Source organism: Roseobacter sp. FCG-D35 (assembly GCF_033436665.1).
In the GTDB taxonomy this organism is placed as follows: Bacteria; Pseudomonadota; Alphaproteobacteria; order Rhodobacterales; family Rhodobacteraceae; genus JAWQFO01.
In genome coordinates, this window is record NZ_JAWQFO010000001.1 from 528,983 (window position 1) to 551,256 (window position 22,274).

At 67.2% G+C, this 22,274-nt stretch carries 26 protein-coding genes; 1 reads left to right on the forward strand and 25 read right to left on the reverse strand.

All coding sequences use genetic code 11. The annotated features are described in order from the left end of the window. Nucleotides 1–20 precede the first annotated feature (20 nt). The 24 genes from R5H30_RS02345 to fabD all read right to left on the reverse strand — a co-directional run bounded on the left by R5H30_RS02345 (nucleotide 21) and on the right by fabD (nucleotide 20,065). Nucleotides 21–332, reverse strand: a complete 312-nt coding sequence (locus R5H30_RS02345) for a DUF7742 family protein (protein WP_318326375.1) — start codon at nucleotides 330–332, stop codon at nucleotides 21–23. Continuing rightward, entirely contained in the window at nucleotides 332–4,258 is a 3,927-nt protein-coding gene (locus tag R5H30_RS02350; protein WP_318326376.1) for a baseplate multidomain protein megatron, read from the reverse strand. Before R5H30_RS02350 ends, R5H30_RS02345 begins: the two co-directional genes overlap by 1 nt. Then, the gene (locus R5H30_RS02355) at nucleotides 4,255–4,704 is read right to left on the reverse strand and encodes a C40 family peptidase (RefSeq protein ID WP_318326377.1); all 450 of its coding nucleotides are present in this window, start codon (nucleotides 4,702–4,704) and stop codon (nucleotides 4,255–4,257) included. The genes R5H30_RS02350 and R5H30_RS02355 overlap by 4 nt, the downstream gene beginning before the upstream one ends. Then, a complete protein-coding gene (locus R5H30_RS02360; protein ID WP_318326378.1) occupies nucleotides 4,701–5,585 on the reverse strand; it encodes a phage/gene transfer agent baseplate hub protein in 885 nt (294 codons plus the stop codon). The genes R5H30_RS02355 and R5H30_RS02360 overlap by 4 nt, the downstream gene beginning before the upstream one ends. Beyond that, nucleotides 5,585–6,217 (reverse strand): phage distal tail protein, Rcc01695 family, encoded by a 633-nt coding sequence (locus R5H30_RS02365; protein ID WP_318326379.1) that lies wholly within the window; start codon nucleotides 6,215–6,217, stop codon nucleotides 5,585–5,587. Before R5H30_RS02365 ends, R5H30_RS02360 begins: the two co-directional genes overlap by 1 nt. A gap of 19 nt (nucleotides 6,218–6,236) precedes the next feature. Continuing rightward, complete coding sequence (locus tag R5H30_RS02370; RefSeq protein WP_318326380.1) at nucleotides 6,237–6,896, reverse strand: RcGTA-type gene transfer agent tail tape measure protein; 660 nt, start codon at nucleotides 6,894–6,896, stop codon at nucleotides 6,237–6,239. Next, on the reverse strand, nucleotides 6,886–7,092 hold the full coding sequence (locus R5H30_RS02375) for a rcc01693 family protein (RefSeq protein ID WP_318326381.1): 207 nt from the start codon (nucleotides 7,090–7,092) through the stop codon (nucleotides 6,886–6,888). The genes R5H30_RS02370 and R5H30_RS02375 overlap by 11 nt, the downstream gene beginning before the upstream one ends. After that, nucleotides 7,089–7,406, reverse strand: coding sequence for a gene transfer agent family protein (locus R5H30_RS02380; protein WP_318326382.1), 318 nt, complete (start codon nucleotides 7,404–7,406; stop codon nucleotides 7,089–7,091). Before R5H30_RS02380 ends, R5H30_RS02375 begins: the two co-directional genes overlap by 4 nt. Nucleotides 7,407–7,416: 10 nt before the next feature. Next, nucleotides 7,417–7,830: a phage major tail protein, TP901-1 family gene (locus tag R5H30_RS02385; RefSeq protein WP_318326383.1), complete on the reverse strand. Its 414-nt coding sequence runs from the start codon at nucleotides 7,828–7,830 to the stop codon at nucleotides 7,417–7,419. 24 nt (nucleotides 7,831–7,854) lie between these two features. Next, nucleotides 7,855–8,265, reverse strand: coding sequence for a DUF3168 domain-containing protein (locus R5H30_RS02390; protein WP_318326384.1), 411 nt, complete (start codon nucleotides 8,263–8,265; stop codon nucleotides 7,855–7,857). Further along, nucleotides 8,262–8,597, reverse strand: a complete 336-nt coding sequence (locus R5H30_RS02395; RefSeq protein WP_318326385.1) for a head-tail adaptor protein — start codon at nucleotides 8,595–8,597, stop codon at nucleotides 8,262–8,264. The genes R5H30_RS02390 and R5H30_RS02395 overlap by 4 nt, the downstream gene beginning before the upstream one ends. Beyond that, on the reverse strand, nucleotides 8,594–9,193 hold the full coding sequence (locus tag R5H30_RS02400; RefSeq protein ID WP_318326386.1) for a head-tail connector protein: 600 nt from the start codon (nucleotides 9,191–9,193) through the stop codon (nucleotides 8,594–8,596). Before R5H30_RS02400 ends, R5H30_RS02395 begins: the two co-directional genes overlap by 4 nt. A 150-nt stretch (nucleotides 9,194–9,343) precedes the next feature. Further along, a complete protein-coding gene (locus R5H30_RS02405) occupies nucleotides 9,344–10,519 on the reverse strand; it encodes a phage major capsid protein (protein WP_318326387.1) in 1,176 nt (391 codons plus the stop codon). A 53-nt stretch (nucleotides 10,520–10,572) separates the two neighbouring features. Further along, entirely contained in the window at nucleotides 10,573–11,130 is a 558-nt protein-coding gene (locus R5H30_RS02410) for an HK97 family phage prohead protease (protein ID WP_318326388.1), read from the reverse strand. A gap of 49 nt (nucleotides 11,131–11,179) precedes the next feature. Beyond that, complete coding sequence (locus tag R5H30_RS02415) at nucleotides 11,180–11,479, reverse strand: hypothetical protein (RefSeq protein WP_318326389.1); 300 nt, start codon at nucleotides 11,477–11,479, stop codon at nucleotides 11,180–11,182. After that, complete coding sequence (locus R5H30_RS02420) at nucleotides 11,476–12,654, reverse strand: phage portal protein (protein WP_318326390.1); 1,179 nt, start codon at nucleotides 12,652–12,654, stop codon at nucleotides 11,476–11,478. The genes R5H30_RS02415 and R5H30_RS02420 overlap by 4 nt, the downstream gene beginning before the upstream one ends. A gap of 160 nt (nucleotides 12,655–12,814) precedes the next feature. Then, nucleotides 12,815–14,158 (reverse strand): terminase large subunit domain-containing protein, encoded by a 1,344-nt coding sequence (locus R5H30_RS02425; protein WP_507028648.1) that lies wholly within the window; start codon nucleotides 14,156–14,158, stop codon nucleotides 12,815–12,817. Further along, nucleotides 14,094–14,438 carry a hypothetical protein gene (locus R5H30_RS02430; protein WP_318326393.1) on the reverse strand — a complete coding sequence of 115 codons (345 nt, stop codon included), beginning with the start codon at nucleotides 14,436–14,438 and terminating at the stop codon, nucleotides 14,094–14,096. The genes R5H30_RS02425 and R5H30_RS02430 overlap by 65 nt, the downstream gene beginning before the upstream one ends. Before the next feature lie 242 nt (nucleotides 14,439–14,680). Next, nucleotides 14,681–15,847 carry an endolytic transglycosylase MltG gene (gene mltG / locus R5H30_RS02435; protein WP_318326394.1) on the reverse strand — a complete coding sequence of 389 codons (1,167 nt, stop codon included), beginning with the start codon at nucleotides 15,845–15,847 and terminating at the stop codon, nucleotides 14,681–14,683. After that, nucleotides 15,847–17,106 carry a beta-ketoacyl-ACP synthase II gene (gene fabF / locus R5H30_RS02440; protein ID WP_318326395.1) on the reverse strand — a complete coding sequence of 420 codons (1,260 nt, stop codon included), beginning with the start codon at nucleotides 17,104–17,106 and terminating at the stop codon, nucleotides 15,847–15,849. Before fabF ends, mltG begins: the two co-directional genes overlap by 1 nt. Before the next feature lie 90 nt (nucleotides 17,107–17,196). Next, entirely contained in the window at nucleotides 17,197–17,730 is a 534-nt protein-coding gene (locus tag R5H30_RS02445) for a GNAT family N-acetyltransferase (protein ID WP_318326396.1), read from the reverse strand. Nucleotides 17,731–17,915: 185 nt separating this feature from the next. Beyond that, on the reverse strand, nucleotides 17,916–18,149 hold the full coding sequence (locus tag R5H30_RS02450) for an acyl carrier protein (RefSeq protein WP_135505123.1): 234 nt from the start codon (nucleotides 18,147–18,149) through the stop codon (nucleotides 17,916–17,918). A 232-nt stretch (nucleotides 18,150–18,381) separates the two neighbouring features. Further along, nucleotides 18,382–19,119 carry a 3-oxoacyl-[acyl-carrier-protein] reductase gene (gene fabG, locus R5H30_RS02455; protein WP_318326397.1) on the reverse strand — a complete coding sequence of 246 codons (738 nt, stop codon included), beginning with the start codon at nucleotides 19,117–19,119 and terminating at the stop codon, nucleotides 18,382–18,384. A gap of 13 nt (nucleotides 19,120–19,132) precedes the next feature. Beyond that, the gene (gene fabD / locus R5H30_RS02460) at nucleotides 19,133–20,065 is read right to left on the reverse strand and encodes an ACP S-malonyltransferase (protein ID WP_318326399.1); all 933 of its coding nucleotides are present in this window, start codon (nucleotides 20,063–20,065) and stop codon (nucleotides 19,133–19,135) included. A gap of 192 nt (nucleotides 20,066–20,257) precedes the next feature. Between fabD and R5H30_RS02465 the strand changes: the two genes are divergently transcribed. Further along, nucleotides 20,258–21,460: a cytochrome b/b6 domain-containing protein gene (locus tag R5H30_RS02465; RefSeq protein WP_318326400.1), complete on the forward strand. Its 1,203-nt coding sequence runs from the start codon at nucleotides 20,258–20,260 to the stop codon at nucleotides 21,458–21,460. Nucleotides 21,461–21,515: 55 nt separating this feature from the next. Here the strand turns inward: R5H30_RS02465 and R5H30_RS02470 are convergent, their stop codons facing one another. Further along, a complete protein-coding gene (locus tag R5H30_RS02470) occupies nucleotides 21,516–22,106 on the reverse strand; it encodes a YceI family protein (protein ID WP_318326401.1) in 591 nt (196 codons plus the stop codon). Nucleotides 22,107–22,274: the final 168 nt, after the last annotated feature.

Consider the following 22,274-nt stretch of genomic DNA (forward strand, 5'->3'; position numbering starts at 1 on the left):
TCCGCGATGCCTCGGGGCCGCTACCGCACCCGCCCCGACATCCTTGCGCGCTCCAGCCGGTGCGCGCGCAGCGCGTCTGCACCCAGCGACAGGCAGGCCAGAAAGTCGTAGTCGCCGGCGGCGGGTCTCGGACCGGCCCCGGTGGGTCCAACCGCCGATGCCAGGGTTCCGATGCCCCACAGGGGATGGCGCCGCCCGGTCCGCTTGCGAAAGCGGTCGGCGATCTCGGCGCGCTCCAGGATGTCCTGCGCGCAGGCCGCGCGCCGATCCGCGGGCACGCCGCAAAGCGCTTCCGCGACCGCCAGCAGGTCGGTCACGAGAACCGGTCGCATCAGCCCTGAACGACGACGACCGCGCGCGGCCCGGCGCCGAAGCTGGCCGACACCTGCGCGACTTCGACCGAAAACGGGGGCACGGCGCCGTCCGAGACCTGATCTGCCGCCGAATAGGTCCAACCTGCAGAGCTGCGCGTCACTTCGCGCAGGACCGACCCGTTGCGCAGCACCCGCACCGCGTAGCGCTCGTTTTCCTCGCCCAACGGAACCTCGGGCGTGTCCCAGCCGTCACCGTCGATCCGCGTGCGCCTGATCCAGCCCAGCGCCAGGTCGCCGTTGCCCTCGCGCAGCGCCGAAAGATGGGCCGGGCGATAGGGACGTAGCCCGTTGCCGGCGAAGGCCAGCACCTGTTCGACATAGCTCGGATCATTGAGGGGCCGCCGCGCCGGGCCGATCCGCCAGTGCTGTTCCACACCGCGCAGGTTGCGCCGGAAATCGATCTGCTCGGGGACGCCGTCCAGCAGCACGACATACGATCCCGCAGGCCAACTCACCGGCATGACACCGTCGCTGCCGCATTGGCCCCGCAGGCGGTCCCGCAACAGGTAGGTCCGCTTGGAGATCAGCTCCGCGCTCTGGAACTGGAACAACTCCCAGCCGTCCGGGCTGCCATCGCCAATCGCGGCGAGGTTGGCGCCGCTCAGTATCTCCTGCGTATCCACCGAACTGAGACTGCCCGAGATCAGCTGGACCTGCAGCGGCGCACCGCGGTCGTAGATGCCCGCGGGCGCCGCCTGAAGCACCGATTGCGTCACCCCGATGGTCGAACGCCTGCCGATCTTGTCCTGAAGCCTGAAGTTCGTGCCACCGCGTGACCGATAGAGCGCGATCCGGCACTGCCACGGGCGCGAGGTGACGGCGACATGCGGCGCATGCGTCTTCTCGTCGCCGCTCATCAGCGGCAGGTCCATGAAGAGCGGCAGCACCGGCGCCGGCGCCACAAAACGTCGCATCCGCGCCGGTTCGTCCACGAAGTCGGCGGGGTTGTAGACATCCGGCTCGATCCGGACCGCCTCGACGATCTGGTGCGCACCCATTTCCACCCGGTCGATCCGGTAGAGCGCCGGCCCCTCCTCGCCGTCCGCATCCAGCCGGACGACGTCGCCCGCGCCCAGCGAGGTCATCGACAGCGGCATGGCAAAGCGCAGCGTCTCGCGCGCGACGCGGGCTTCAGCCAGCCAGCGTTCGACCGTCTGGCGACCTTCCGCCCGCGTCAAGACCAACGGAAATTCCGACACCGCCACCGCATGCGTCGCCTCGTCGGGCAGGATCGACTCTTCCGAGGTGGTCTCGAACTCCGCATCCGCCTGCACGAAGCGCAACCGCACCCGACCGGTCATCTCGGAGTCCGAACTGCGGGTCTGCTCGAGCACCCCGTCAAGCTCCGGGCTCAGCGCAAGGCGGTCCCTGTCGAGCGTCACGGCACCGCGACCGTTGCGCATCCGGAACGACAGCATCCCGTCGCGTTCGACGGCGTCGAAGCCATAGCGCAGCATCAGCGGCTGCAACGCCGACCGGGCATCTCCAACGTCGGTCACCGCGTAGCCCCGCACCGTCCCGAAAAGCCGGCTGGTGTCGAAATGCACCAGCCCCGCGTCCCGGCAGACTTCCGCCACGACCGAGGCGAGGCTGCGCGCGGTCGTGCGCCCGTTCAGCCAATGCCCGCGATAGTAATTCGCCCCGTCGCCCCAGAGCTCGTCGTTGATCGGGAAATAGGGATAGGGCCGCGCATCCCAGGCCCAAATAAAGGCCCTGCTCATGTTCAGCATCCGCGCCCCGTAGACCGACGACACCGGGTTGTTCTGCCCGTCGGTCCAGTAGGAATACATCGCCCGCAGGTACTGCATCTGGATCAGGTCGTCGCGCAACCCGTTCGAGTGATATGGCAGGCTGCTTTCCGAGGATTTCGGATCGAGAAACTTGTTGGGCTGGTTCGTCCCTCTGTTGACTGCCGCACAGCCCAGCTCGGTGAACCAGACCGGCTTCGATTCCGGCACCCAGCCCGTCGGGTTCGCCTTTCGGATCCCGCCAACCCGTTCGTGGTGCAGGTTGGTCCACCAGTTGCGGATGTCCTTGTACCGATAGACCCAAGGTTCGCCAGCCAAGTCGTCGACGATCGGCGTCCGGACCTGCGCCTCCCGGGCCTCTGCCGAATGGTAATACCAGTCGTACCCCTCGCCGCCCTCGATGTTTCCGCGCAAGTAGTCGAGGTCGTAGACATACTCGGCATCGGCATCGAGATGCGCGTCCCCGTCGCGCCAGTCCGACAGCGGCATGTAGTTGTCGATGCCGATGAAATCGATGTTCGGATCCGACCAGAGCGGATCGAGATGGAAGAAACGGTCGCCGCTGCCGTCCTGCGGCTGGTAGCCGAAGTATTCGCTCCAGTCCGCCGCGTAGCTCAGCTTGGTCTCGGGCCCCAGAAGGCTGCGCACCTCGGCGGCAAGCGCAATCAGCCGCTCGACCGCGACAAAGCGATCCTGAGGCCCACGGATCTGGGTGAGGCCGCGCATCTCCGAGCCGATGCAGAAGGCCTCGACCCCGCCCGCCGCCCTGCAGAGTGCCGCGTTATGCAGGATGAAGCGGGTGAACGTCCATTCGTCCGGCCCGGTGTAGGCGATGTATTCGCCCGAAACCGTGAAATCCGCCGCCGTGACAGTGCCGAAGAAGGCGTCGACCTCGTCGATCGCGTCGGAGGTGCCGTCGGGGCTGCCCGCCACGCCCGGCGCGCGCGACGTCGTGATCCGTCCACGCCACGGCAGCTCCGGCTGGGTGCCACTTGGATCGTAAGGGTCGGTCAGACCGTTCCCCGCCAGCTGATCCATCAGGATGAACGGGTAATAGAGAACCTTGTGGCCCGCCGCGTCGATCGCCCGGATCGCCTCTATCACCGATTGGTCGGTCGGCGTTCCGCCATAGACGGGGCGTCCGCCCACCTGAGAGATCAGCGCGGCCCCTGCACGGTCGAGCCCGGCCACGCGCCACGGCATGTTCTGGCCGTCGTAGTCCGTCTTCTCGACCTTGGGCGCGATACGGCAATTCCCGCAGCGCAGGTCGTCACCGAACCACGACACCACCAGCGACACCGCGCGCATCTGGGGCAGATCGTCGCCAAGCGCATCGAGCGACAGCGCGAAATCCGCCCGCCCGGTCGGAGAGTTGACGTTGGCGCTCCATGCTGCCCCCGGCTCGCCCGAGTAATGCACCGGCGTAGTGGCAAGCGCGTACTCCCCAGTTCCGGGGATCATCGCCACGCCCTTCACCGACCACGTCGGATCGGCCTCGGCCCCCGGCGCGTCCGGCTGCTCGGGCCGCGACACCTCGAAGGTGAACTGCGGCACCCGGTTGCCGAAACGTTCCAGCGGCAGGTTCTCGAAGACGACATAGGCCGTCCCGCGATAGGCCGGCACCGTCCCCGCGCCCTCGACAGCCTCCATCGCCGGGTCCGGCAACTGGTCCTGCGTGCCCTTGTAGACCCGCAAGTTGAGCCCGTCCGGAGACACCTCCTCGCCGTCCGCCCAGATACGTCCCACCCGTGTGATCTCGCCTTCGCAGAGCGCCACGGCAAGGCTCACGAAGTAACTGTAGCTGCGCGTCTCCGGCTCGGACGGACCGCCCTTGCCGCCGCCGCTGGTCTCTGAGGTTTCCAGGAAGTCCGAGGCCCAGATGACCTGACCGCCGATACGGGTGCGGCCGTAGATCCGCGCGATCGCCGCGCCCTCGCCCGCGCCCGTCAGCCGAAAGCGGTCGACCCGGCCGGTCTCGACGACCTCGGACCCGTTGCCCAGCAGCCTCTGGTCGATCACCTGCCCGATGGTCGCCCCGATGGCACGTCCGATGACGACCGAGGACAGCCCCGCCACCGAGCCGCCGAGAGAGCCACCGATCGCGGCGCCGGCGGCGGAAAGTACGATCGTGGTCATTGCTCAAATCCCCCGGGAAACGCGAAACGCGCGACGATCCGGCGCCGCCAGGGCGCGCTCAGCGGGCTTTCGACCACGCCGTGCCCGGAATAGGCATGCACGAAGCTCGGAGTTTCGCCGGTCTCCGCAACGATGCCGAGATGCTTGGCGACAGATCCCGCGCGCATCCGGAACAGCAGCACGTCGCCCGCCGCAGCGTCGCCGATTTCCTTGCGCTGCAGATGACGCCGCGCCGCCGCCCACAGCTGTTCCTCGCCGCGCGGTTCCGACCAGTCGCGCGAATAGGGCGGCACCGGCTCGGGCTCCGCCCCCAGCAGGGCGCGCCAGACACCGCGCAACAAACCGAGGCAATCGGCCCCGGCCCCGTTCAGCGAACACTGGTGCACGTAAGGCGTGCCGATCCAGCGCCGCGCCTCGGCAACCACGTCCTCCCGCGCTTCGGTCATCGCCGGCTCCCGCCTTCGTTGAGCCCACCGGACCGTGGCACCGCCATCAGCCAGTCCTCGCCCGGGATGTCCGGAAAGCCCCGGAAATTGAGGAGGTTGTCGAACTTCAGCCGGCAGGTCTCCAACCGCTTGTCGCACCCGGCGATCAGCCTGACCTGCGTGCCCACACCCACTTCGCCCCGGATCGGCTCCCACAGCTCGATCACCCGACGCCCGTTCTCGATCCGGTCGTTCTTGATCGTGCCCCAAAGGCCATTGGCGGCCCCCGCCCGGACCTCGAGCCGGCCACGTGTGAACCAACCCTCGTCGAACCCCAGGCTGCTGTCCCAGCCAAAGACCCGCATGTCTTCGATGACTTCAGCCGGCAGCGTGTAGAAAAATCCCGGTGCGGTCACATCGAAGCCGCAGGCGGCGTCGCCCAGCACCGCCGTGCAGGGCCTTTGGTAGACCCGCCCCAAGGGTCGGTTCAGCGCCTCGGTCAGCCCGCGCAACTCGGCGCGAAAGGTGCCGTCGGTCCGAGTGATCTCGCCGATGGTGCCACGGAACTGCAACCAGCGCTCGGACACGTCGGCCCAATTGACCAGCCAGGCCCGCACCTCGGCCTCGTCGAAGCGTCCCTGCTCGATCTCGTCCTCGCGCACGGCGGCGGCGCTCAGCGCGCCCAACGCCTCGGTATTGTCGACCGAAAGGCCCGTGCTCTGGCTGAGGGCGTGCGCGGTCAGACCGGTCTCCGCGCGGAAGGAGATCCCCTCGAAGGTCAGGTCCGCATCGTGATCGGTAAACCCGAAGGTCACGCCATCCCGGCGCGTGATCGCCCAGCAATGCGCAACCGTCGTCAGGCCGCTCTCCACATGCGCCTTCAGCGCGTCAGAGCCAGCCATCAGACCCGCACCTCGGCAATGGGGACGTTGGGCACCTCGCCGGCCTGGAAGCTGGCCACGCTGGTCTGGATGCCATCCGTGTCAAACCGCACGGGCACGTCGAATTCGTAGCCCGCCCAAACCAGCATCCCGCTGTCCGGCGGTGCGGAAAAGCTCACAATGCCCTTGGCGAAGTCGACGCTGTAGTCGACGCCTTCCTGAAGTTCGTCCTGCTCGACGGCGACGCGCACCGTACCCTCGACGGGTTTCGCGATCGGGCGCACGTATTCATGCGACCCCGACCGGTAGGTCTTGGTCAGCTGAAAAGCCGACTGCTGGCCGTCGCCGACCCCGATGCGCTGATCGAAAGCCCCGATCTGCTGCGAGGGCAGACAGGAGCGGAAGTCCGACCAGTCCTTCCAGCGAAACCCGTAAAGCTGACCGTAGCGCGCCTCGAAAAACGCGATCAGTTCGGCCACGTCGTCCAGCGACTTCATGCCCACGCCCGCGTCGTAGCGCCGGCGCGAATGCTGCCAGGGCGCATTGCGCTCTTCGAAGCCGTTGCTGATCGTGACGACATCCGTGCGCCGCTGCGGCCCACCGACCGAGCCAAAGCTCAGCCGTGCCGGAAACCTGACCTCGTGAAAGTTCATGGCCCGTCCCTCTCCTGCCTTACCGGTTGCGCTGGCCGCGGTTCAGCGCACGGCTCATCTGCGCCGCGATCTGTCCCTGGCTGCGTCGGAACCCCTGCACGTCCGGTGTCGTGACGTTCATCACGATCGTCGGTCCCGCGCCGCCGGATCCGCGCACCCCGAGCTTGCCGTCGGGCCCGCGGGCAAGCGGCATGATCGCCTCGGGCCCGGCTTCACCCATCAGCCCAGTGCTGCCGCGCATTCCGAAATAGGTCGCCGAACTCACGACCCCGCCCGATGCGAACGGCATCACCCGGCCCTGGCTGAACGGCGCGCCGTCCGCGAAAGGCAGAATGCCCTCCATCAGCCCGCCGACGCCCTTGCTCAGCATGCCACCGAAATGGTCCGCGACCGGCCGCATCGCGGCGTTGTAGGTGGTGCTGATCATGCTCTCGGCCATGTTCGTCAGCGCGTCCGACAGGCGCAGTCCGTCGAAGATCACCCCGTCGAAGGCCTTGCGCAGCCCGCGGCTCAACCCGCGGTCCAGCGTTGTCACGTCATGGCTCGTCGCCTCGAGCGACGAGCGCATCCGGCGCAGCTCGCTGTCGAAGCCCGACACCAGGATGCTGGTCTGGCCCAGCGTCTCGTTCAGCCCCTCGCTGCGGGCCTCGAGATCCTCGAAACGTCCGTCATCGCTCATCGTCTGTTCCCTCCCCGTCATCAGGGTAAAGCGCCATCAGGGCCACCAGCCCCGTGCTCAGCAGCGGACCGCTCCGGCTCGGCGAGCCCAGCATCAGCTGCAACTCCGCCGGTGTCAGCGCCCAGAAGTCTTCCGGGCTCAGCCGCAGCCGCTGCAGGCCGATGCGCAGCAGATCCGCCCAGGCCAGCCGGCTCATGTCTCGGGCAGCGTGAAGGCCCGCGCCAAAAGCTCGGCCGCAGCCCGCGCGGCCGCCATCGGGCCCCCGGCAATCTCTGCCTGCGCCAGCCCGCCCTCGGGCAATTCGCCGCCGCCGCCGCGCAGTCCGGCCTCGAGCAGCGCGATGATGTCGCGGCTCGAAAAACGCTGGCTCTCGAAACGTCCCGCGAGGCCGACAAGCGTGTCCTCGCCGAGCGTGGACTCGAGTTCCGCCAGTGCGCCCAGCGTCAGCTTGAGCACCTGCTCATGTCCATCGATCACCAGCGCCACCTCGCCCCGCCACGGATTGGCCATGGTCCCGTCCTCAGACCGCGACGAAGCTCAGCGCGCCCGCGCTGGCAAGGCTCAGCTCGTAGGTCGCCTCGCCGTTGTGGCTGCCCGCGTATTCGATCGCCGTGACCTGGAACGGTCCCTGTACGATGCCGAAATCCGGGATCACGACCTGGAAATCCGGCGCTTCTCCATCAAAGAACAGTTGCCGCGCGCGTTCATCCGTCGCCGCGTCCCGGAACACGCCGGACCCCGAGATCGAGACCGAGCGCACGCCAGCGCCCGACAGAAGCTCGCGCCAGCCGCCCTGGCTTTCCAGGCTGGTCACGTCGATGGTCTCGGCGTTGAAGCTGACCCGCGTGGCGCGCAGGCCCGCGAGCGTCGTGAACTGGCCGTTGGCGGCCATGTCGACCTTCACGAGCAGGTCTTTTCCGTTCTGGGCTCCCATGAGGGCTTCTCCTGTGATGATGTATCAGTCGTCTTCGACGCGGGCGCGAAAGATCATCCGGATCTCGCGCCCCGCACCGGCATCGATGCGCCGCGCCTCGGCACGCTCGAAGCGCAGAAAGACCAGCCGTCCTCGGCTCAGCAACAGATCGGCATCGTGCAGCACGTCCGACACCGCGCCCGCCACCGACTTGGCCGTGGAGAACCCCGGCTGCGTCGTGACGACGGAAACGAAGATGCGGTGCAGCGCCCCCGATCCAGTCGCGTCCGAGGCATCCCGCACGCGCTCCGCGCCAAGGCTCACATAGGTCGCCGGCAGGATGCCCGACGGGACGGCGTCATAGATCGCACCCGCGACAAGCCCCGTCAGCGTCGCGTCTGCATTCAGCGCGGCATAGACGGCGGCCTGCAACGCGCCGGAAAGCGCATAGGTCATACCGCGACCTCCTCGGTGGCAAAGCAGGTCAGGTAACGCGTGTCCGCATCCTCTTCGGCCACGGCCTCGATCAGGAAGATCCGCTGACCCTCGCGGAACCTCTGTTGCGGCTGCGGCCGATCCGGAGACCCGAAAGGCGCGGCGCGCACCACGATCCGGAAGCTCATGCGCGATATCGCCGCCTCCGCCTGTGCCAGCTCACGCCCCGTCCGCGCCGTCACCTCGCCCCAGATCGTCCCCAGGGCCACCCAGACGCTGTCGAACCCGCCAGCCCCGTCCGGAATGGTCTCGGGCGTTTCCAGCACGAGCCTGCGGTTCAGCCGCGGCGTCATCGCGCCGCCCCCGCCCCGATGCGCAGCGCCCGGTATCGCTCGATCAAACTCGCCACGCCAAAGGGCATGTGGCCGTCAACGAACGCCGTTTCGTTGCGGTACTCGTAGTAATGCGCGGCCAGCAGCAACACCGCCTGCCGCAGGTCGGCCGGCAGGGCGGACCACTCCGCGGCATACCCGGCCGAAAACTCGATCTGCACCGATCCGCCGAAGGGGATCGTCGGCAGGCCCGCACCCGTCGCCCGAAGACGCGGTCGCTGTCCATCCCGTTCCAGCCGGTAGCTCTGGTCCGGGATGTCGGTCTCGCTCCCGTCGCGCGCCACCAGCGCCACGCGCGACACGACCGACACCGGCGCGACCGGCAGGACCTGCGCATCGCCGTCGCGCCAGAAGGTCAGCGTCCAGTCGAAATCGCGCTGCAGAAGAACCTTGCCCGTGCGTGCCTCCACCGCCGCCATCGCCGCGCGCAGAAAGCCCGCCAGCACGCTGTCCTGCAGCCCGTCCGTGCCGAAGCCGGTTCCAAGCCGCAGGTGTGTCTTGAAGTCCTCGACCGGCATCGCCGCATCCGGGAGCGTCGTTTTCTCGATCAACATCATGGGTTTCTCTCCACTTGTCTCCCTGCGCCGGCAAATGCCGGACGCGCGCGGACCCCGCGTTGCTCGGTCGGAGGGGAGCAGCTAGACAACGCGAACGCCTCGCGCGCGCCGGCCCGGGCCGGAACCCCGGCCCGGTCTCGGCGCACGCGCTTAGGCGAGGCCGAACTTCAGCAGCTTGATCGCGGCGAAATCGCTCACGTCGCCGCCCACGCGCTTCGTGGCATAGAACAGCACGTGCGGCTTGGCGCTGAACGGATCGCGCAGTACGCGCAGGTCGGGACGCTCGGCGACCGTGTAGCCGGCCGCGAAATCGCCCAGAGCGATCGCGAAGGAGCCGCTGGCAATCTCGGGCATGTCCTCTGCGATCAGCACCGGGTAGCCCATCAGGCGTGCCGGCTCGGCCGCGGCCATGCCGTCGCTCCACAGGAACCGCCCGTCGGCATCCTTGAGCTTGCGGATGCGCCCGGCGGTCTTGGAATTCATCACGAAGCTGGCGTTGGCCCGGTACTGCGCCCCCAGCGCATAGACCAGGTCGACGATGGCATCGGCAGTCAGGTCACCATCCACGCCCGTCGGCACATAGCCGAGGTTCCCCCAGGCCCAGACGTCGTTGTCGACCGCCGTGTGCGCAAGAAACCCCTTCGGCTTGTCGATGCCGTCACCGGCGACGAAGGCCGCGGCCTCGGCGCGGGCGAACTTGTCGGCGATCCGGCCCGCCAGCCAGCTTTCGATGTCGAAGGCGCTGTCGTCGAGCAGGCGCTGCGAGGCTTTCGGCAGGGCGCTCAGTTCATGCAGCGGGATCGTGATCCGGTCGATCTTCGGCGTATCGGTCTCGACGCTCGCGCCGCCCTCCGTGGCCCAGCCCGCCCCGGCATCGCCGTGGTCGATCAGCACGTCATAGCTTGTCGCCTCGACATTCACCACCGAGGCGATCGACCGGATCGAGGCGGTGGCGTTCAGTACCGACTTCACCGTCTCCGAGGTCTGCGGATCGACAAGATAGCCGCCGTCCGAGTTGACCGCCGTCGACAGCGACTTCGCCTCCATCTCGAGCCCGCGCAGCCCGTCGTCGTCGCCCGAGCGGAGATAGGCGTTGAACGCCTTGATGTGCGGTGCGCCCGCGTCGATGGCCCCGCCCAGAGGCGTGCGTTGCAGATGTGTCTTGCGGTCCAGCATGGTCAGTCGCTCTTCGTTGTGTTGAATCCTGGTTTCGATGTCGTCCTGGAAGCTCTTGAAATCCCGGACAAAGCCGGTGACGGCCTGCCGAACTTCCTCGGCTGGAGACGGTGCGCCCCCGGCCGCAGCTTTCGCTTCGGTCTTGCTCATAGGCATTTCCCTTTGGTCTGGGTGGTTCGCGCTCTGGTGAGCCCTGCAGCGCGTCAGCGTCGCGCCAGATCGGCGCGCGCACCCTCGAAGGTCGCGGCCATGTCGCGCAGGATGCGGTCGATAAGGTCCTCTCCGGACTTGCCCGCGACCCGCGCACTGGGAAGCATCGGAAAGGTCACAAGCGACACCTCCCAAAGATCCAGTTCGGTAAGGAGCCTTCGCCCCGCGTCGTTCTTGGCCGCCCGCCGCGTCCGGTAGCCGATCGACAACCCGTCGATCGCGCCCGCGGCGACCAGCGCTGCGGCCTCGCGCCCGCGTTCCACGGTCTCGAGCAGACGGCCCTTGACCCACAGGCCCTTCGCGTCCTCGCGGATCTCGTCCCAGACCCCGATCGGTTGCGCCGGGTCGTGCTGCCACAGCATCTTCACCCGGCGTCCGTTCCGCGCCAGCTCTTCGAGAGATGCCGCATAGGCGCCCGGTTGCACAATGTCGCCGCCCTGGTCCGGCGCACCAAAGAGGCTCGCATAGCCGCAGATCAGCGTTCCGTCGCGCACTTCCAGGGCGTCCCCGAACCGCGCGAACTTCCGTTCCAACCCGTTGTCTTCCGTCATCGTCCCACTCCTCGTCCCGCCCTCGCGGATTTTTGTTGCAGCGCGGCGCTCAGCCGCCGAACGGTCCGCCTTCCATCAGGAAGGACACCATTCCGCCGATCAGGCCCGCGAAGATCAGCCAGACCAACCGCGCGACATGCCCGTCGATCCGGTCGAGCCGCGAATCCACCTGGTTGAAGCGCTGCTCGATCAGCTTGCGCTTCTCCTCCGCCACGGCGAGTTCGGTCTCGAGCCGGTTCGCGGCCTTCTCGATGGCCGAGATCCGCGCGTCGATCCGCCGGAACACCGTCTCGAGATCGTCGAACGGGTAGACATGGTGCGTGAACCGATCGGGTGAGGCCTGCGTCATTCCCCGTCCTCCAGCGCCGGAAGCCCGAGCAACCTGCGTTTCTCATCGCGCGTCAGGAAATCGGCCTGCGCCACCCGCGCCCATTGCGCATCGCGCTCCGCGGCCAGCGCCGAGACCTGGTCAAGGTCCGGCTTCAACTCGACCGGCGCGCCGCCGAAGGCCGACAGCCAATGCGCCAGCGCGGCGGTGACCCGCGTGGCCAGCGGCAGCACGGTCAGGCGGTAGAAGGCGCGGTGCGCCTCCTGGTAGTTCGCGTAGGTCGCGTCGCCCTGGATGCCCAGCAGCATCGGCGGCACGCCGAAGGCCAGCGCGATCTCGCGCGCCGCGGCCTCCTTGGTCTTCTGGAATTCCATGTCCGAGGGCGAAAAGCCCATCGGCTTCCAGTCGAGCCCACCCTCCAGCAGCATCGGCCGCCCGGCGTTGCGCGCGCCCTGGTGGTGGCTCTCCATCTCACTGACCAGGCGTTCGTACTGGCCGGTGCTCATCGAGCCCTGCCCCTCGGCGCCGCGGTAGACGATCGCCCCGCTCGGCCGCGCGGCATTGTCCAGCAGCGCCTTCGACCAGCGGCTCGCCGCGTTGTGCACATCGAGCGCCATCGCCGCCGATTGTAGCGGGCTGAACCCGTAATGATCGTCCTGCGGGTGAAAGTTGCGGATGTGACAGATCGGCAATACCGCGCCGCTGGCGTCGAAGCGGTGCTTGCGCCCGCCGACGGCGTATTCGTAGGCGATGGGCCAGCCGTCCACCCCCGGAACCACCGACATCCGGTCCGACCGCAGCACATGAAGTTCCACCGGAAAAGCCTCGCCGTCGGTCACCGCCTCCACATAGCCGTTGCCCGACAGCAGAAGCTGCGCGTATAGCGCCTCGAGCAGCTCCGCCCGGCCCTGCATGGGGTTCGGGCGCGTCACCAGGTCGAGCATCGGGTGCTGCTCGTAGCGCTGTGTCGCGTCCTGCAGGATCAGCGGCAGGGCCGATGCGGCTTCCGCGATCAGCTTGACCGAGCGGAACCCGACAGGGTTGCCGGTAAAACCGGACCGCGTCAGCGACACCGTGTCCCGCGGACTCCAGGCGACGCGGCCCGTGCTCTGGTAGGCCACGATCGGCCCGGCGGCACTCGCCTTCTGCTCCGGTGCCTCTGCACGGTTTCCGCGTCTGAGGAAATCTAGAACCATCGCGTTGCTCCTTCCGGCCATGCGCCGGCTCGGCGGTCACGGCACCCTGTCGGTGCCGCCGCCCTGTCTGGGGATCGTCTCGGGTCGAACCGCGGGACGCCTGATGCGTCGCCGCCTGAATAGGCTTGCGAGAACCCTAGTCTAACCGCGTTAAGCGCCGTTAAAGCGACCGTACGCGGGGCGCGCGCCACTTGGCCGCCGGTTCGATCATCAGCTCGTGCAACGCCCAGACCAGCGCATCGACCCGGTCGGGCGACCCATCGCCTTCGTAGCCGGTGGTCGTCATCCGGCACATCTGGTCTTCCAGCGTTCCGAGCCCGCGCAGATGGCTGACCCGCCCCTGCTCGTAGAGCGCCGCCACCGGTTCCGCTCGCGCCACCTTGCCCCGGCTTGCATGAACCGCCTTGAACGGCACCAGCGGATCGACCTGCCGCACCACCTCGCCCACCATCTGGCCGCCCTGGTTCACTTCCGCCACCAGCCTGTCAGCCCCGTATTGTTCCATCGCCCGGATCGCAGCCCGCGCCCATTCCGCTGGCGACGCGCCGCGCACCGTGCAGTCGGCCAGCACCCAGGCCCGCCAGTCCTGAACCGGGCCGCGCATCCGGCATCCCGCCACCACGATCCCGCATTCGTCCGCCCGGCCACCCCCGGTCGTCGCCGGATCGAGCCCCACAACGATGCGGTCAAGCTCGGGCGCCGCCTCCGCCGTAATCGCCTCCAGCCCGGCAGAGGTCCAAAGCGCGCCCTCCGCGTCCTCCAGCAGCACCCCGTCCAGTTCCTGCCGACCGAGGCGCGTGCCCGCATAGCGCGCCCGCACTTCCGCAAGGAAAGATGCCGCGAGGTTGGCCGCGTTGGCTTCTGTCGGCGCGTGCGTGACCACCGTCGACGGTGCCTTCAGAACCTGTTTCAGGACGCCCACGTTGCGCGGTGTCGTCGTGACGCAAACCTGTGGCGCCTCACCCAGCCGCAATGCGAACTGCAGCATGTCCCAAGCCTCCTGCGCCTTCTTCCATTTCGCCATCTCGTCGACCCAGGCGGCGTCGAACTGCGGCCCGCGCAGACCTTCGGGGTCATGCGCCGAATGCACCGTCGCCACGGCGCCGTTTGGCCAGACCAGCCGCTTGCGCCCGGCCTCCCAGGCCGGCCTGCGATCAGGCGGCGAACAGGCCAGGATCCCGCTGTCTCCGAAGATCATCACCTCGCGCACCTGGTCGATCGTCTCGCCGACCAGCGCCACACGCCTGGCCCGCCCGGCATCGAGCGGTTTGGCTCCCTCGACCTGCGCACGCACCCATTCCGCGCCGGCCCGTGTCTTGCCCGCACCGCGACCGCCCATGATCAGCCAGCTCCGCCAGTCGCCCTCGGGCGGCAGCTGATGCGGCATCGCCCAGAACTCGAAAAGAAAAGGGAGAGCCAGAAGCTCTCCCTCGTCGAGTTCATCCAGGAACTTGTCCTGGATCGCTTGCGGCGCGGATGCGATCCAGCTTGCCTGCGATGTCAGCCCGCGCCTTGTCGAGATCGAGGGCGTAGTCGCCCTGGACGATCCCACGCGATTTGTTGCGGCATTCTGCAAGTCGGTTCTCCACTTTCTGGCAGGTCTCGAGCAGTCCGATGGCCGAAGCCAGCGTCTTGCCGTCGCCCGTCTTGTCGAGGTCTTTCCCCGTGCGAACCCGTTGCTTCAGGTCCTGCAATTCTCGTCTGAGGTCGCGAACGGAGTCGAACACCGAGTTCAGCAGGTCTTCGGTGTCCGCCGCCGCCACGTCCGGGGTAATGATGGTCATTCAGGTCACCTCTCATGCGCGATGCCCCCCCCGCACAAGAGAAAAGAAAAAGCGGCCTCCGGGTCACCCCGGGGCCGCTCGCCCACTTCCTCTAGCATGTCACAACTTATACGCGACACCGTACGCAATGTCAAGAAAATCCGGATGAACTCTTCCCGACAACCGTACGGTATCGTTAACCTTTTACGATCCCGAACCTTTCAAAATCTGAGCCGTCACGCCGTTTTCTCGGCGGTCAAACCTCAGTTGCTCGAGGTTTGCTCGGCCTGTTCCGCCTCGATCTTGCGCCATTCGGCCACGTTCGCATTGTGCTCTTCGAGCGTCTTTGCAAACGCGTGCCCGCCTGTGCCATCGGCCACGAAGAACAAGAAATCGGTGTCCTGCGGCTGGGCCGCCGCGGCGAGGCTCTCGCGCCCCGGATTGGCGATCGGCGTCGGTGGCAGACCCTGGATCACATATGTGTTCCACGGCGTCGCCTTGCGCAGCTCGCTCTGGCGCAAACCCCGTCCCAGCACGCCCTGTCCCTTCGTCACCCCGTAGATCACCGTTGGGTCGGTCTGCAGCCGCATCCCTTCGCGCAGGCGGTTGACGAAGACCGACGCCACCTGCCCGCGTTCTTCCGGCACCCCGGTTTCCTTCTCGATGATCGAGGCCAGGATCACCAGTTCCTCCGGCGACCCGACCGGCAGATCATCCCCGCGGTTCTGCCAGGCCTCGGCCACCAGCACCTCCTGCGCCGATTGCATCTTCGCGATCAGCTCGGCCCGATCGTCGCCCGGGCTCACCTCGTAGCTGTTGGGTGCCAGCGAGCCCTCGGGCGGCAACTCGGCGACGTCTCCTTCGAGCGCATCGATTGCCTTGAGGCTTTCCACCACCTGCCAGCTCGTCACCCCCTCGGCGAGCGCGATCCGGTACCGCGTGTCGGGCAGTTCACGCTTCTCGGAGTAAACCGCCGGGGTTTCTTCCTCGGCCGGCACGAAATCCGCGCGCTCCTCGAAACGGTTCGTCGTCGGGTCAAGCTCGCGCACTTCGACGTTCATACGGTTGATGCCGACCCGGTAGACCACTTCGGTCCCGCAGGTGCTCGCGCCGCCGCGCGTCACCACGTCGACGATCTTCTGCATCGAGGCCTGCGGCTCGACAAGGTAGCTGCCGGCCTTCAGCTCGTCGGACTTCTCGGCGTAATCCGCCCCCATCCGCATGATCGCCGCGGACGAGATCGCGCCCTCATCCGCCAGCTGCGCGCTGAGGCGTCGGAAGTTGGAGCCGCGCTCGACCTGAACGCACATCGCGTCGGCCAGGGGACCGGGGCCGGTGTATTGCGCGCGCCCCCACAGGATCACGCCGCCGAAAAGGAACAGCCCCACGATCAGGAAAGTGACCGCGTTCGAGGCGATGTTGCGCCACATCAGCTTGCCTTTCCGAAGATCACGCTCGCGTTGGTGCCGCCGAAGCCGAACGAGTTCGACAGCGCCACGTCCACCTTGCGCGCGCGCTTGGCGTTGGGTGCGAGGTCGATGGCGGTCTCGACCGCGGGGGTATCGAGGTTGATCGTCGGCGGTGCGACCTGGTCGCGGATCGCGAGGATCGAAAAGATCGCCTCGATTGCCCCCGCTGCCCCCAGCAGATGCCCGGTGGCCGACTTCGTCGAGGACATGGTGACATTGCTCGCGTGTTCGCCCATCAGCCGTTCTACTGCGGCCAGTTCGATCACGTCCGCCATGGTCGATGTGCCGTGCGCGTTGATGTAGTCGACCGCCAACGGCTCGAGCCCGGCACTCTTCAGCGCGTTCTTCATCACGCGTTCCATGCCGTCGCCGTCCTCGGCGGGCGCCGTGATGTGATAGGCATCGCCCGACAGCCCGTAGCCCAGCACCTCGCAATAGATCTTCGCGCCCCGCGCTTTGGCGTGTTCGTATTCCTCGAGCACCACGATGCCCGCGCCCTCACCCATGACGAAACCGTCGCGGTCGATGTCATAGGGGCGCGACGCCTTTTCCGGCTCGTTGCCGCGTTTGGTCGACAGCGCCTTGCAGGCATTGAACCCGGCAATCCCGATCTCGCAGATCGCCGCCTCGGCGCCGCCTGCGACCATCACGTCCGCATCACCGTACTTGATCAGCCGCATCGCGTCCCCGATCGCATGCGCCCCCGTTGAACAGGCCGTGACAACGGAATGGTTCGGCCCGCGGAACCCGTAGCGGATCGACACCTGACCCGAGATCAGGTTGATCAGGGCGCCCGGCACGAAGAACGGCGACACGCGGCGCGGTCCCTTCTCCTTCATCATCACCGCGGTATTGGCAATCGAGTTCAGACCACCGATGCCTGAGCCGATCAGCACACCCGTCCGCTCCTGGTCCTCGCGCTCGGTCGGCATCCAGCCGGCATCCTCGACCGCCTGCTGCGCCGCCGCCATGCCGAACAGGATAAAGGTGTCGACCTTGCGCTGTTCCTTCGGCTCCATATACGCATCCGCATGGAAGCTGCCGTCGGACCCGTCTCCCATCGGCACCTCGCAGGCGTATTGCGTGGCCAGTTGGCTCGCATCGAAGCGCGTGATCATGCCCGCGCCCGATTTGCCCTCGAGGATCCGCGACCAGCTGTCGTCGACCCCGTCCGCCAGCGGCGTGACCAGACCAAGGCCCGTTACAACTACTCTGCGCATCGCCATGCCCCTTCGAATTCCGTTTCCTGCTCATACAGCGCCGCGGGTCTTTTGTTCAAGACCGCGCGCCGCCTGCCGTCGGAACCCTGCCTACTGCGGCGGACTCCTGCGCTCGAAGAGGCGGACGGACGTGCCGTCGTACTCGGCATCGCGCAGATGGATGTAGCCCAGCCGCTCGGCAAGATTCAGCGAGGTGCCGTTGTCCGGCGCCACCATGCAGACAAGCCGCCCCGTCACCACCCGGTCGAACCAGTCATGCGCGGCCTTGGCGGCCTCGAACCCCAGACCCAGCCCCTGCGCGTCGGGCACCAGCACCCAGCCCGCCTCCGGAAAGTCGTCGAAGTCCTCGCCGAGATCGCGCTTGCCGTAAAAGAACCCGACCTGACCGGACATCTGGCTCGTGCGATGCTCCTGCACCGCCCACTGACCGAATCCGGTAATCTGCCAGTGACCTGCGTTGCGCAGGAACGCGGCCCAGGCCTTGCTGCGCGGCCAGGGCGATTTATCAATAAAATGAACGACTTCCGGCATGGACCAGATCTCGGCGTAGCGCCCGAAATCCTCTGGCCGCATCCCGCGCAGCGTCAGGCGGGACGTATTGATCGTGGGAATCACACGCGACATGAAACTGCCTCTCGAACCGACGGGGCTTTTCGCCCTCTGGCACGGAGGATTGCGCAGGCCGCGCGGCGTTTTCAAGCCCCGGCTTCAACTTCGAGTTGGGGCGTGGCAGAAAAAACGGCGCCCTTCCGAACAGGAAGGACGCCGCTGCATTCGTGTGCGCCGGCCGTGCCGACGCGCGAGCCGGCTCAACTGGCTTCGGAGATGAACTTGACCGCGTCGCCGAAGGTCTGGATCGTCTCGGCCGCGTCGTCCGGAATCTCGATGCCGAATTCCTCTTCGAACGCCATCACTAGCTCGACCGTGTCGAGGCTGTCCGCGCCCAGGTCATCGATGAACGACGCGTTTTCGGTCACCTTGTCTTCTTCCACGCCGAGGTGTTCCACAACGATCTTCTTCACGCGGTCTGCGATGTCGCTCATAATCAGTCCTCATTCCTTGGGCCGCACCGGACCCCTTTCGGTTTTCCCCCGCGCCCCGGTTCGTTCGGGGTCGCCTGGTGTTTGCCCCAAAGGGGGCGGCTCTGTCCCTGACGTCGCGCGGCCCTGCCACGCCTCCCCCCGGGGTTTCGGACGCCGATTGCTCAACGCCGGTTGAAATCTCCGCTCCCTTTAGCACAAGCGAAACGGATGGCAAACGCTTTGAGGGCGCCGCTCACAACATGGCCATGCCGCCGTTCACGTGCAAGGTCGTGCCAGTCACGTAGGCGGCTTCCTGGCTGGCGAGATAGAGCACCGCGGCGGCGATTTCGGTCGGCTCGCCCATGCGCCCGGCTGGAATTTGTTCCATGATTCCAGTCTTCTGGTCGTCGGTCAGCTTGTCAGTCATCGCCGTTGCGATGAACCCCGGCGCAACCGCGTTCACCGTGATGCCGCGGCTCGCGACCTCGTAGGCAAGGCTCTTGGTCATGCCGACCATCCCGGCCTTCGAGGCGGCGTAGTTGGCCTGCCCCGGGTTGCCGGTCGCACCTACCACGGACGAGATGTTCACGATCCGGCCCCAACGGTTCTTCATCATCGTCCGCATCACGCCTTTGCAGAGCTTGAAGGTCGCGGTCAGGTTCACCGCCAGCACCGCACTCCACTCGTCGTCCGACATCCGCATGAACACGTTGTCGCGGGTGATGCCGGCGTTGTTGACCAGGATGTCGACCGCACCCATCGCCTCGATCGCCTGCTTGGGCAGGGCATCGACCGCCTCGGGGTCCGAGAGGTTGCACGGCAGCACATGCGCCCGGTCTCCCAGTTCTCCGGCCAGCGCCTCGAGCGGCTCTGTCCGCGTTCCCGAAAGCCCGACCGTGGCCCCGGCTTCGTGCAGGGCCCGCGCGATGTCCGCGCCGATGCCACCCGACGCCCCGGTTATCAGGGCCGTCTTTCCCGTCAGATCAAACATGTCCCGTGTCTCCTCAGCCCGCCTTGATTGCGGCAATGTCGTCCGGTGTGCCGATATTGCGCACCGTCACCTCTTTCTCGATGCGCCGGATCATGCCCGACAGGGCCTTGCCGGCCCCGATCTCCCAGGTCTCGGTCACGCCCTGGGCCGCCATCCACTGCACGCTGGTGCGCCAGCGCACCCGGCCCGTCACCTGGTCCACCAGCAGCGAGCGGATCAGACCCGGATCGCTGACGCCCGCGGCCAGTACGTTCGACACCAGCGGCACCTTCGGCGCCTTGATCTCGACGGCATCAAGCGCAGCGGCCATCTTCGCCGCCGCAGGCACCATCAGCGTGCAGTGAAACGGGGCCGAGACCGGCAGCATCAACGCCCGCTTGGCCCCGGCCTCCTTGGCCAGATCCACCGCCCGCTCGACCGCGGCCTTGCTGCCCGAGACCACCATCTGCGATGGATCGTTCTCGTTGGCGAGCTGGCAGATCTGCCCCTGTGCCGCGTTCTGCGCGACCGCAGCCACCTGCTCGAACGCCAGCCCCAAGATCGCGGCCATGGCGCCTTCGCCAACCGGCACCGCCGTCTGCATCGCCTTGCCGCGGATCCGCAGCAGCCGCGCCGTGTCCGCGATGCTGAGACTTTCCGCAGCCGCCAACGCCGAGTATTCGCCCAGGCTGTGACCGGCGACGAAGGATGCGCCCTCTATGCCGAAGCCTTCGGCCTCAAGCGCCTTCAGCGCCGCAAGCGATGTCGCCATCAGCGCCGGCTGCGCGTTCTCGGTCAGCGTCAGCGTTTCGATGTCCCCGTCCCAGACCAGCTTGCTCAGCTTCTCTCCCAACGCGTCATCGACCTCGTCGAAGATCGCTTTGGCTGCCGGATAGGCCTCGGCCAGCGCCTGCCCCATACCGATGGTCTGCGCCCCTTGTCCCGGGAAGACATAGGCAATGCTCATGGTGAGCTCCCTCGTTTCGTTCCGTTGAACCGGCTTATCCAAAGCCGTCGCGTGGCGCAACGGCCGCTGCCTGGACGCCGGCGCAAAGGTCATACCGGGCCGTGGCCGCGCAGCAGCTGTGCAACAGTGAAGATTGCCCCCGGGGCCGGCGCGGTTACCTTCCGCGCGAACAGGTCATTCAGGATGCAGCTCATGCCGCTCACCAACAGCTCCGCCCGCTACGGGTCCGTCGCCCGCACCTTTCACTGGCTCACCGCGCTGCTGATCCTCGCGCAGATCCCGCTCGGGTTTTACGCCGACTACCTGCCCTACGACACCTCCGACGCGCTGGCCTTCAAGGCGACGATGTTCTCGCTGCACAAGACGCTCGGCGTCGCGATCTTTTTTGTCGCTGTGGCGCGCATCCTCTGGGCCGTGGCGCAGCCCAAGCCCGCGCCGCTGCACCCGGACCGCCGCGCCGAGACCTGGGCGGCCGAGACCGTGCATTGGCTGCTTTACGGATCGCTGGTGCTGGTGCCGCTGTCGGGCTGGGTCCATCACGCCGCCACCAGCGGTTTCGCCCCGATCCTGTGGCCCTTCGGGCAATCCCTGCCGCTGGTGCCGCAGTCCGAAACGCTCGCTGCGATCACCGCCGGGCTGCACGGTCTCGCCGCCTGGGTGCTGGTAGCAGCGATCGGCCTGCACGTGGCCGGTGCGCTCAAGCATGCGATCATCGACCGCGACGCTACCTTGCGCCGCATGACCTCAGGTGCCGCTGCCGGCCCCGCGGGCGACACGCGCCACGCCGTGGCAGGCCCGCTCGCCACGGCGCTTGCGGCCTGGCTCGCCGTGCTGGGCGCGGGATATGCCGCCGGGTTTTATGGAACAGAACACACCGCCGGACCTGCGCAGGCCCTGGCCGAGGTGCAGTCCGAGTGGCAGGTCGAAGAGGGTAGCGTCACCATCACCGTCAACCAGTTTGGGTCCGACGTCAGCGGCAGCTTCGCCGACTGGACTGCCGACATCTCCTTCGACCCCGACAGCACCGAAGAGCGCATGGGCGGCGTTCTGGCAACGATATCGGTCGGGTCGCTCACGCTGGGCTCGGTGACGCAACAGGCGCTCGGGGCCGACTATCTCGACGCGTCCGGCTACCCGACCGCGACTTTCGATGCCGACATCTTCCGTGCCGACGACGGCTTCGAGGCGCGCGGCGATCTCACCATAAAGGATGTCGCCGCTCCGGCGGTGCTGGCCTTCTCGCTGGAGATCATCGACGACGTGGCCGAGATGCAGGGCAACCTTACGCTCGACCGGCGCGACTACGGCGTCGGCGACAGCCTGCCGGACGAGAAATCGCTCAAGTTTCCGGTCGCGGTATCGGTCGCCCTCACGGCGCGGCGCGGCGGGCAATGAATAACCCCGCCGGCAGCCTCTGCCGGCGAGGGTCTCGCAGTTGCCGTGAAGGCGATCAGCCGTCCTGGGCCACCGCCTCGATGGAAATCTCGACAGAAAGCTCGTCTCCGACGAAAGGCGCAAAAAGACCGAGGTTGTATTCGCTGCGCACCACCGTCGTGGACGCGTCGATACCCATCGCCTTCTTGCCCTCGTTCGGCGGGAAGGGATAGGCGTCGGTGGTGCTGTTGAGCACGGCATCGAGCACCACGGGCTTGGTCACGCCGTTCAGCGTCAGGTCGCCGGTGATCTGCGCGGTATTCTCGCCGGTCACCTCGATCCCGGTCGAGGTGAAGGACACGGTAGGGTTCGCCTCGAGATCAAAGAAGTCGCCCGATTGCAGGAAATGCTCGTCGCGCGCCTGCCAGCCGGTGTAAAGCCGCTCGGCCGGGATCGTTGCGGTCACGCTCGAATTTTCGGGCGCTTCAGCATCGAAGGAAATCTCGCCTTCCCAGCCCGACAGCAGCGCCTGCGTGGTGGAAAAGCCGGCGTGGTTGTACGAGATCACCGCCTGACTGTGTCCGGGGTCGATCAGGTAGGTTTCCGCCTCGGCGAAGGCCGCGGTCGCGGTCGAGCCCATCAGGGCGGCAAGCAGGAAGGCTTTCATGGTCCGGTCTCCGGTTGGTTGCACTGAGAGATGAATTGGCGGAAACGTGTGCCGGCTCAATTCCGCGCGTCCCAACACCACTTGCGCGACAGCGCACAGGGCGGGCCTTGCGCCGGGCTGCGTCCCTGCCCTTGCGCCGACGCCGAAACCGTGTATATGGGCGCTTCC

Bases quoted from the DNA above. Each gene is read 5' to 3' on its own strand.
- R5H30_RS02400 (WP_318326386.1), bottom strand. From the start codon at position 9,193: ATGATGTTGATCGAGAAAACGACGCTCCCGGATGCGGCGATGCCGGTC.
- R5H30_RS02350 (WP_318326376.1), bottom strand. From the start codon at position 4,258: ATGACCACGATCGTACTTTCCGCCGCCGGCGCCGCGATCGGTGGCTCT.
- R5H30_RS02465 (WP_318326400.1), top strand. From the start codon at position 20,258: ATGCCGCTCACCAACAGCTCCGCCCGCTACGGGTCCGTCGCCCGCACC.
- R5H30_RS02355 (WP_318326377.1), bottom strand. From the start codon at position 4,704: ATGACCGAAGCGCGGGAGGACGTGGTTGCCGAGGCGCGGCGCTGGATC.
- R5H30_RS02445 (WP_318326396.1), bottom strand. From the start codon at position 17,730: ATGTCGCGTGTGATTCCCACGATCAATACGTCCCGCCTGACGCTGCGC.
- R5H30_RS02470 (WP_318326401.1), bottom strand. From the start codon at position 22,106: ATGAAAGCCTTCCTGCTTGCCGCCCTGATGGGCTCGACCGCGACCGCG.
- R5H30_RS02345 (WP_318326375.1), bottom strand. From the start codon at position 332: ATGCGACCGGTTCTCGTGACCGACCTGCTGGCGGTCGCGGAAGCGCTT.
- R5H30_RS02375 (WP_318326381.1), bottom strand. From the start codon at position 7,092: ATGAGCCGGCTGGCCTGGGCGGATCTGCTGCGCATCGGCCTGCAGCGG.
- R5H30_RS02405 (WP_318326387.1), bottom strand. From the start codon at position 10,519: ATGAGCAAGACCGAAGCGAAAGCTGCGGCCGGGGGCGCACCGTCTCCA.
- fabG (WP_318326397.1), bottom strand. From the start codon at position 19,119: ATGTTTGATCTGACGGGAAAGACGGCCCTGATAACCGGGGCGTCGGGT.
- R5H30_RS02385 (WP_318326383.1), bottom strand. From the start codon at position 7,830: ATGGGAGCCCAGAACGGAAAAGACCTGCTCGTGAAGGTCGACATGGCC.
- R5H30_RS02360 (WP_318326378.1), bottom strand. From the start codon at position 5,585: ATGGCTGGCTCTGACGCGCTGAAGGCGCATGTGGAGAGCGGCCTGACG.
- R5H30_RS02370 (WP_318326380.1), bottom strand. From the start codon at position 6,896: ATGAGCGATGACGGACGTTTCGAGGATCTCGAGGCCCGCAGCGAGGGG.
- mltG (WP_318326394.1), bottom strand. From the start codon at position 15,847: ATGTGGCGCAACATCGCCTCGAACGCGGTCACTTTCCTGATCGTGGGG.
- R5H30_RS02415 (WP_318326389.1), bottom strand. From the start codon at position 11,479: ATGACGCAGGCCTCACCCGATCGGTTCACGCACCATGTCTACCCGTTC.
- R5H30_RS02410 (WP_318326388.1), bottom strand. From the start codon at position 11,130: ATGACGGAAGACAACGGGTTGGAACGGAAGTTCGCGCGGTTCGGGGAC.
- R5H30_RS02430 (WP_318326393.1), bottom strand. From the start codon at position 14,438: ATGACCATCATTACCCCGGACGTGGCGGCGGCGGACACCGAAGACCTG.
- R5H30_RS02450 (WP_135505123.1), bottom strand. From the start codon at position 18,149: ATGAGCGACATCGCAGACCGCGTGAAGAAGATCGTTGTGGAACACCTC.
- R5H30_RS02365 (WP_318326379.1), bottom strand. From the start codon at position 6,217: ATGAACTTTCACGAGGTCAGGTTTCCGGCACGGCTGAGCTTTGGCTCG.
- fabD (WP_318326399.1), bottom strand. From the start codon at position 20,065: ATGAGCATTGCCTATGTCTTCCCGGGACAAGGGGCGCAGACCATCGGT.
- R5H30_RS02395 (WP_318326385.1), bottom strand. From the start codon at position 8,597: ATGACGCCGCGGCTGAACCGCAGGCTCGTGCTGGAAACGCCCGAGACC.
- R5H30_RS02380 (WP_318326382.1), bottom strand. From the start codon at position 7,406: ATGGCCAATCCGTGGCGGGGCGAGGTGGCGCTGGTGATCGATGGACAT.
- fabF (WP_318326395.1), bottom strand. From the start codon at position 17,106: ATGCGCAGAGTAGTTGTAACGGGCCTTGGTCTGGTCACGCCGCTGGCG.
- R5H30_RS02390 (WP_318326384.1), bottom strand. From the start codon at position 8,265: ATGACCTATGCGCTTTCCGGCGCGTTGCAGGCCGCCGTCTATGCCGCG.
- R5H30_RS02420 (WP_318326390.1), bottom strand. From the start codon at position 12,654: ATGGTTCTAGATTTCCTCAGACGCGGAAACCGTGCAGAGGCACCGGAG.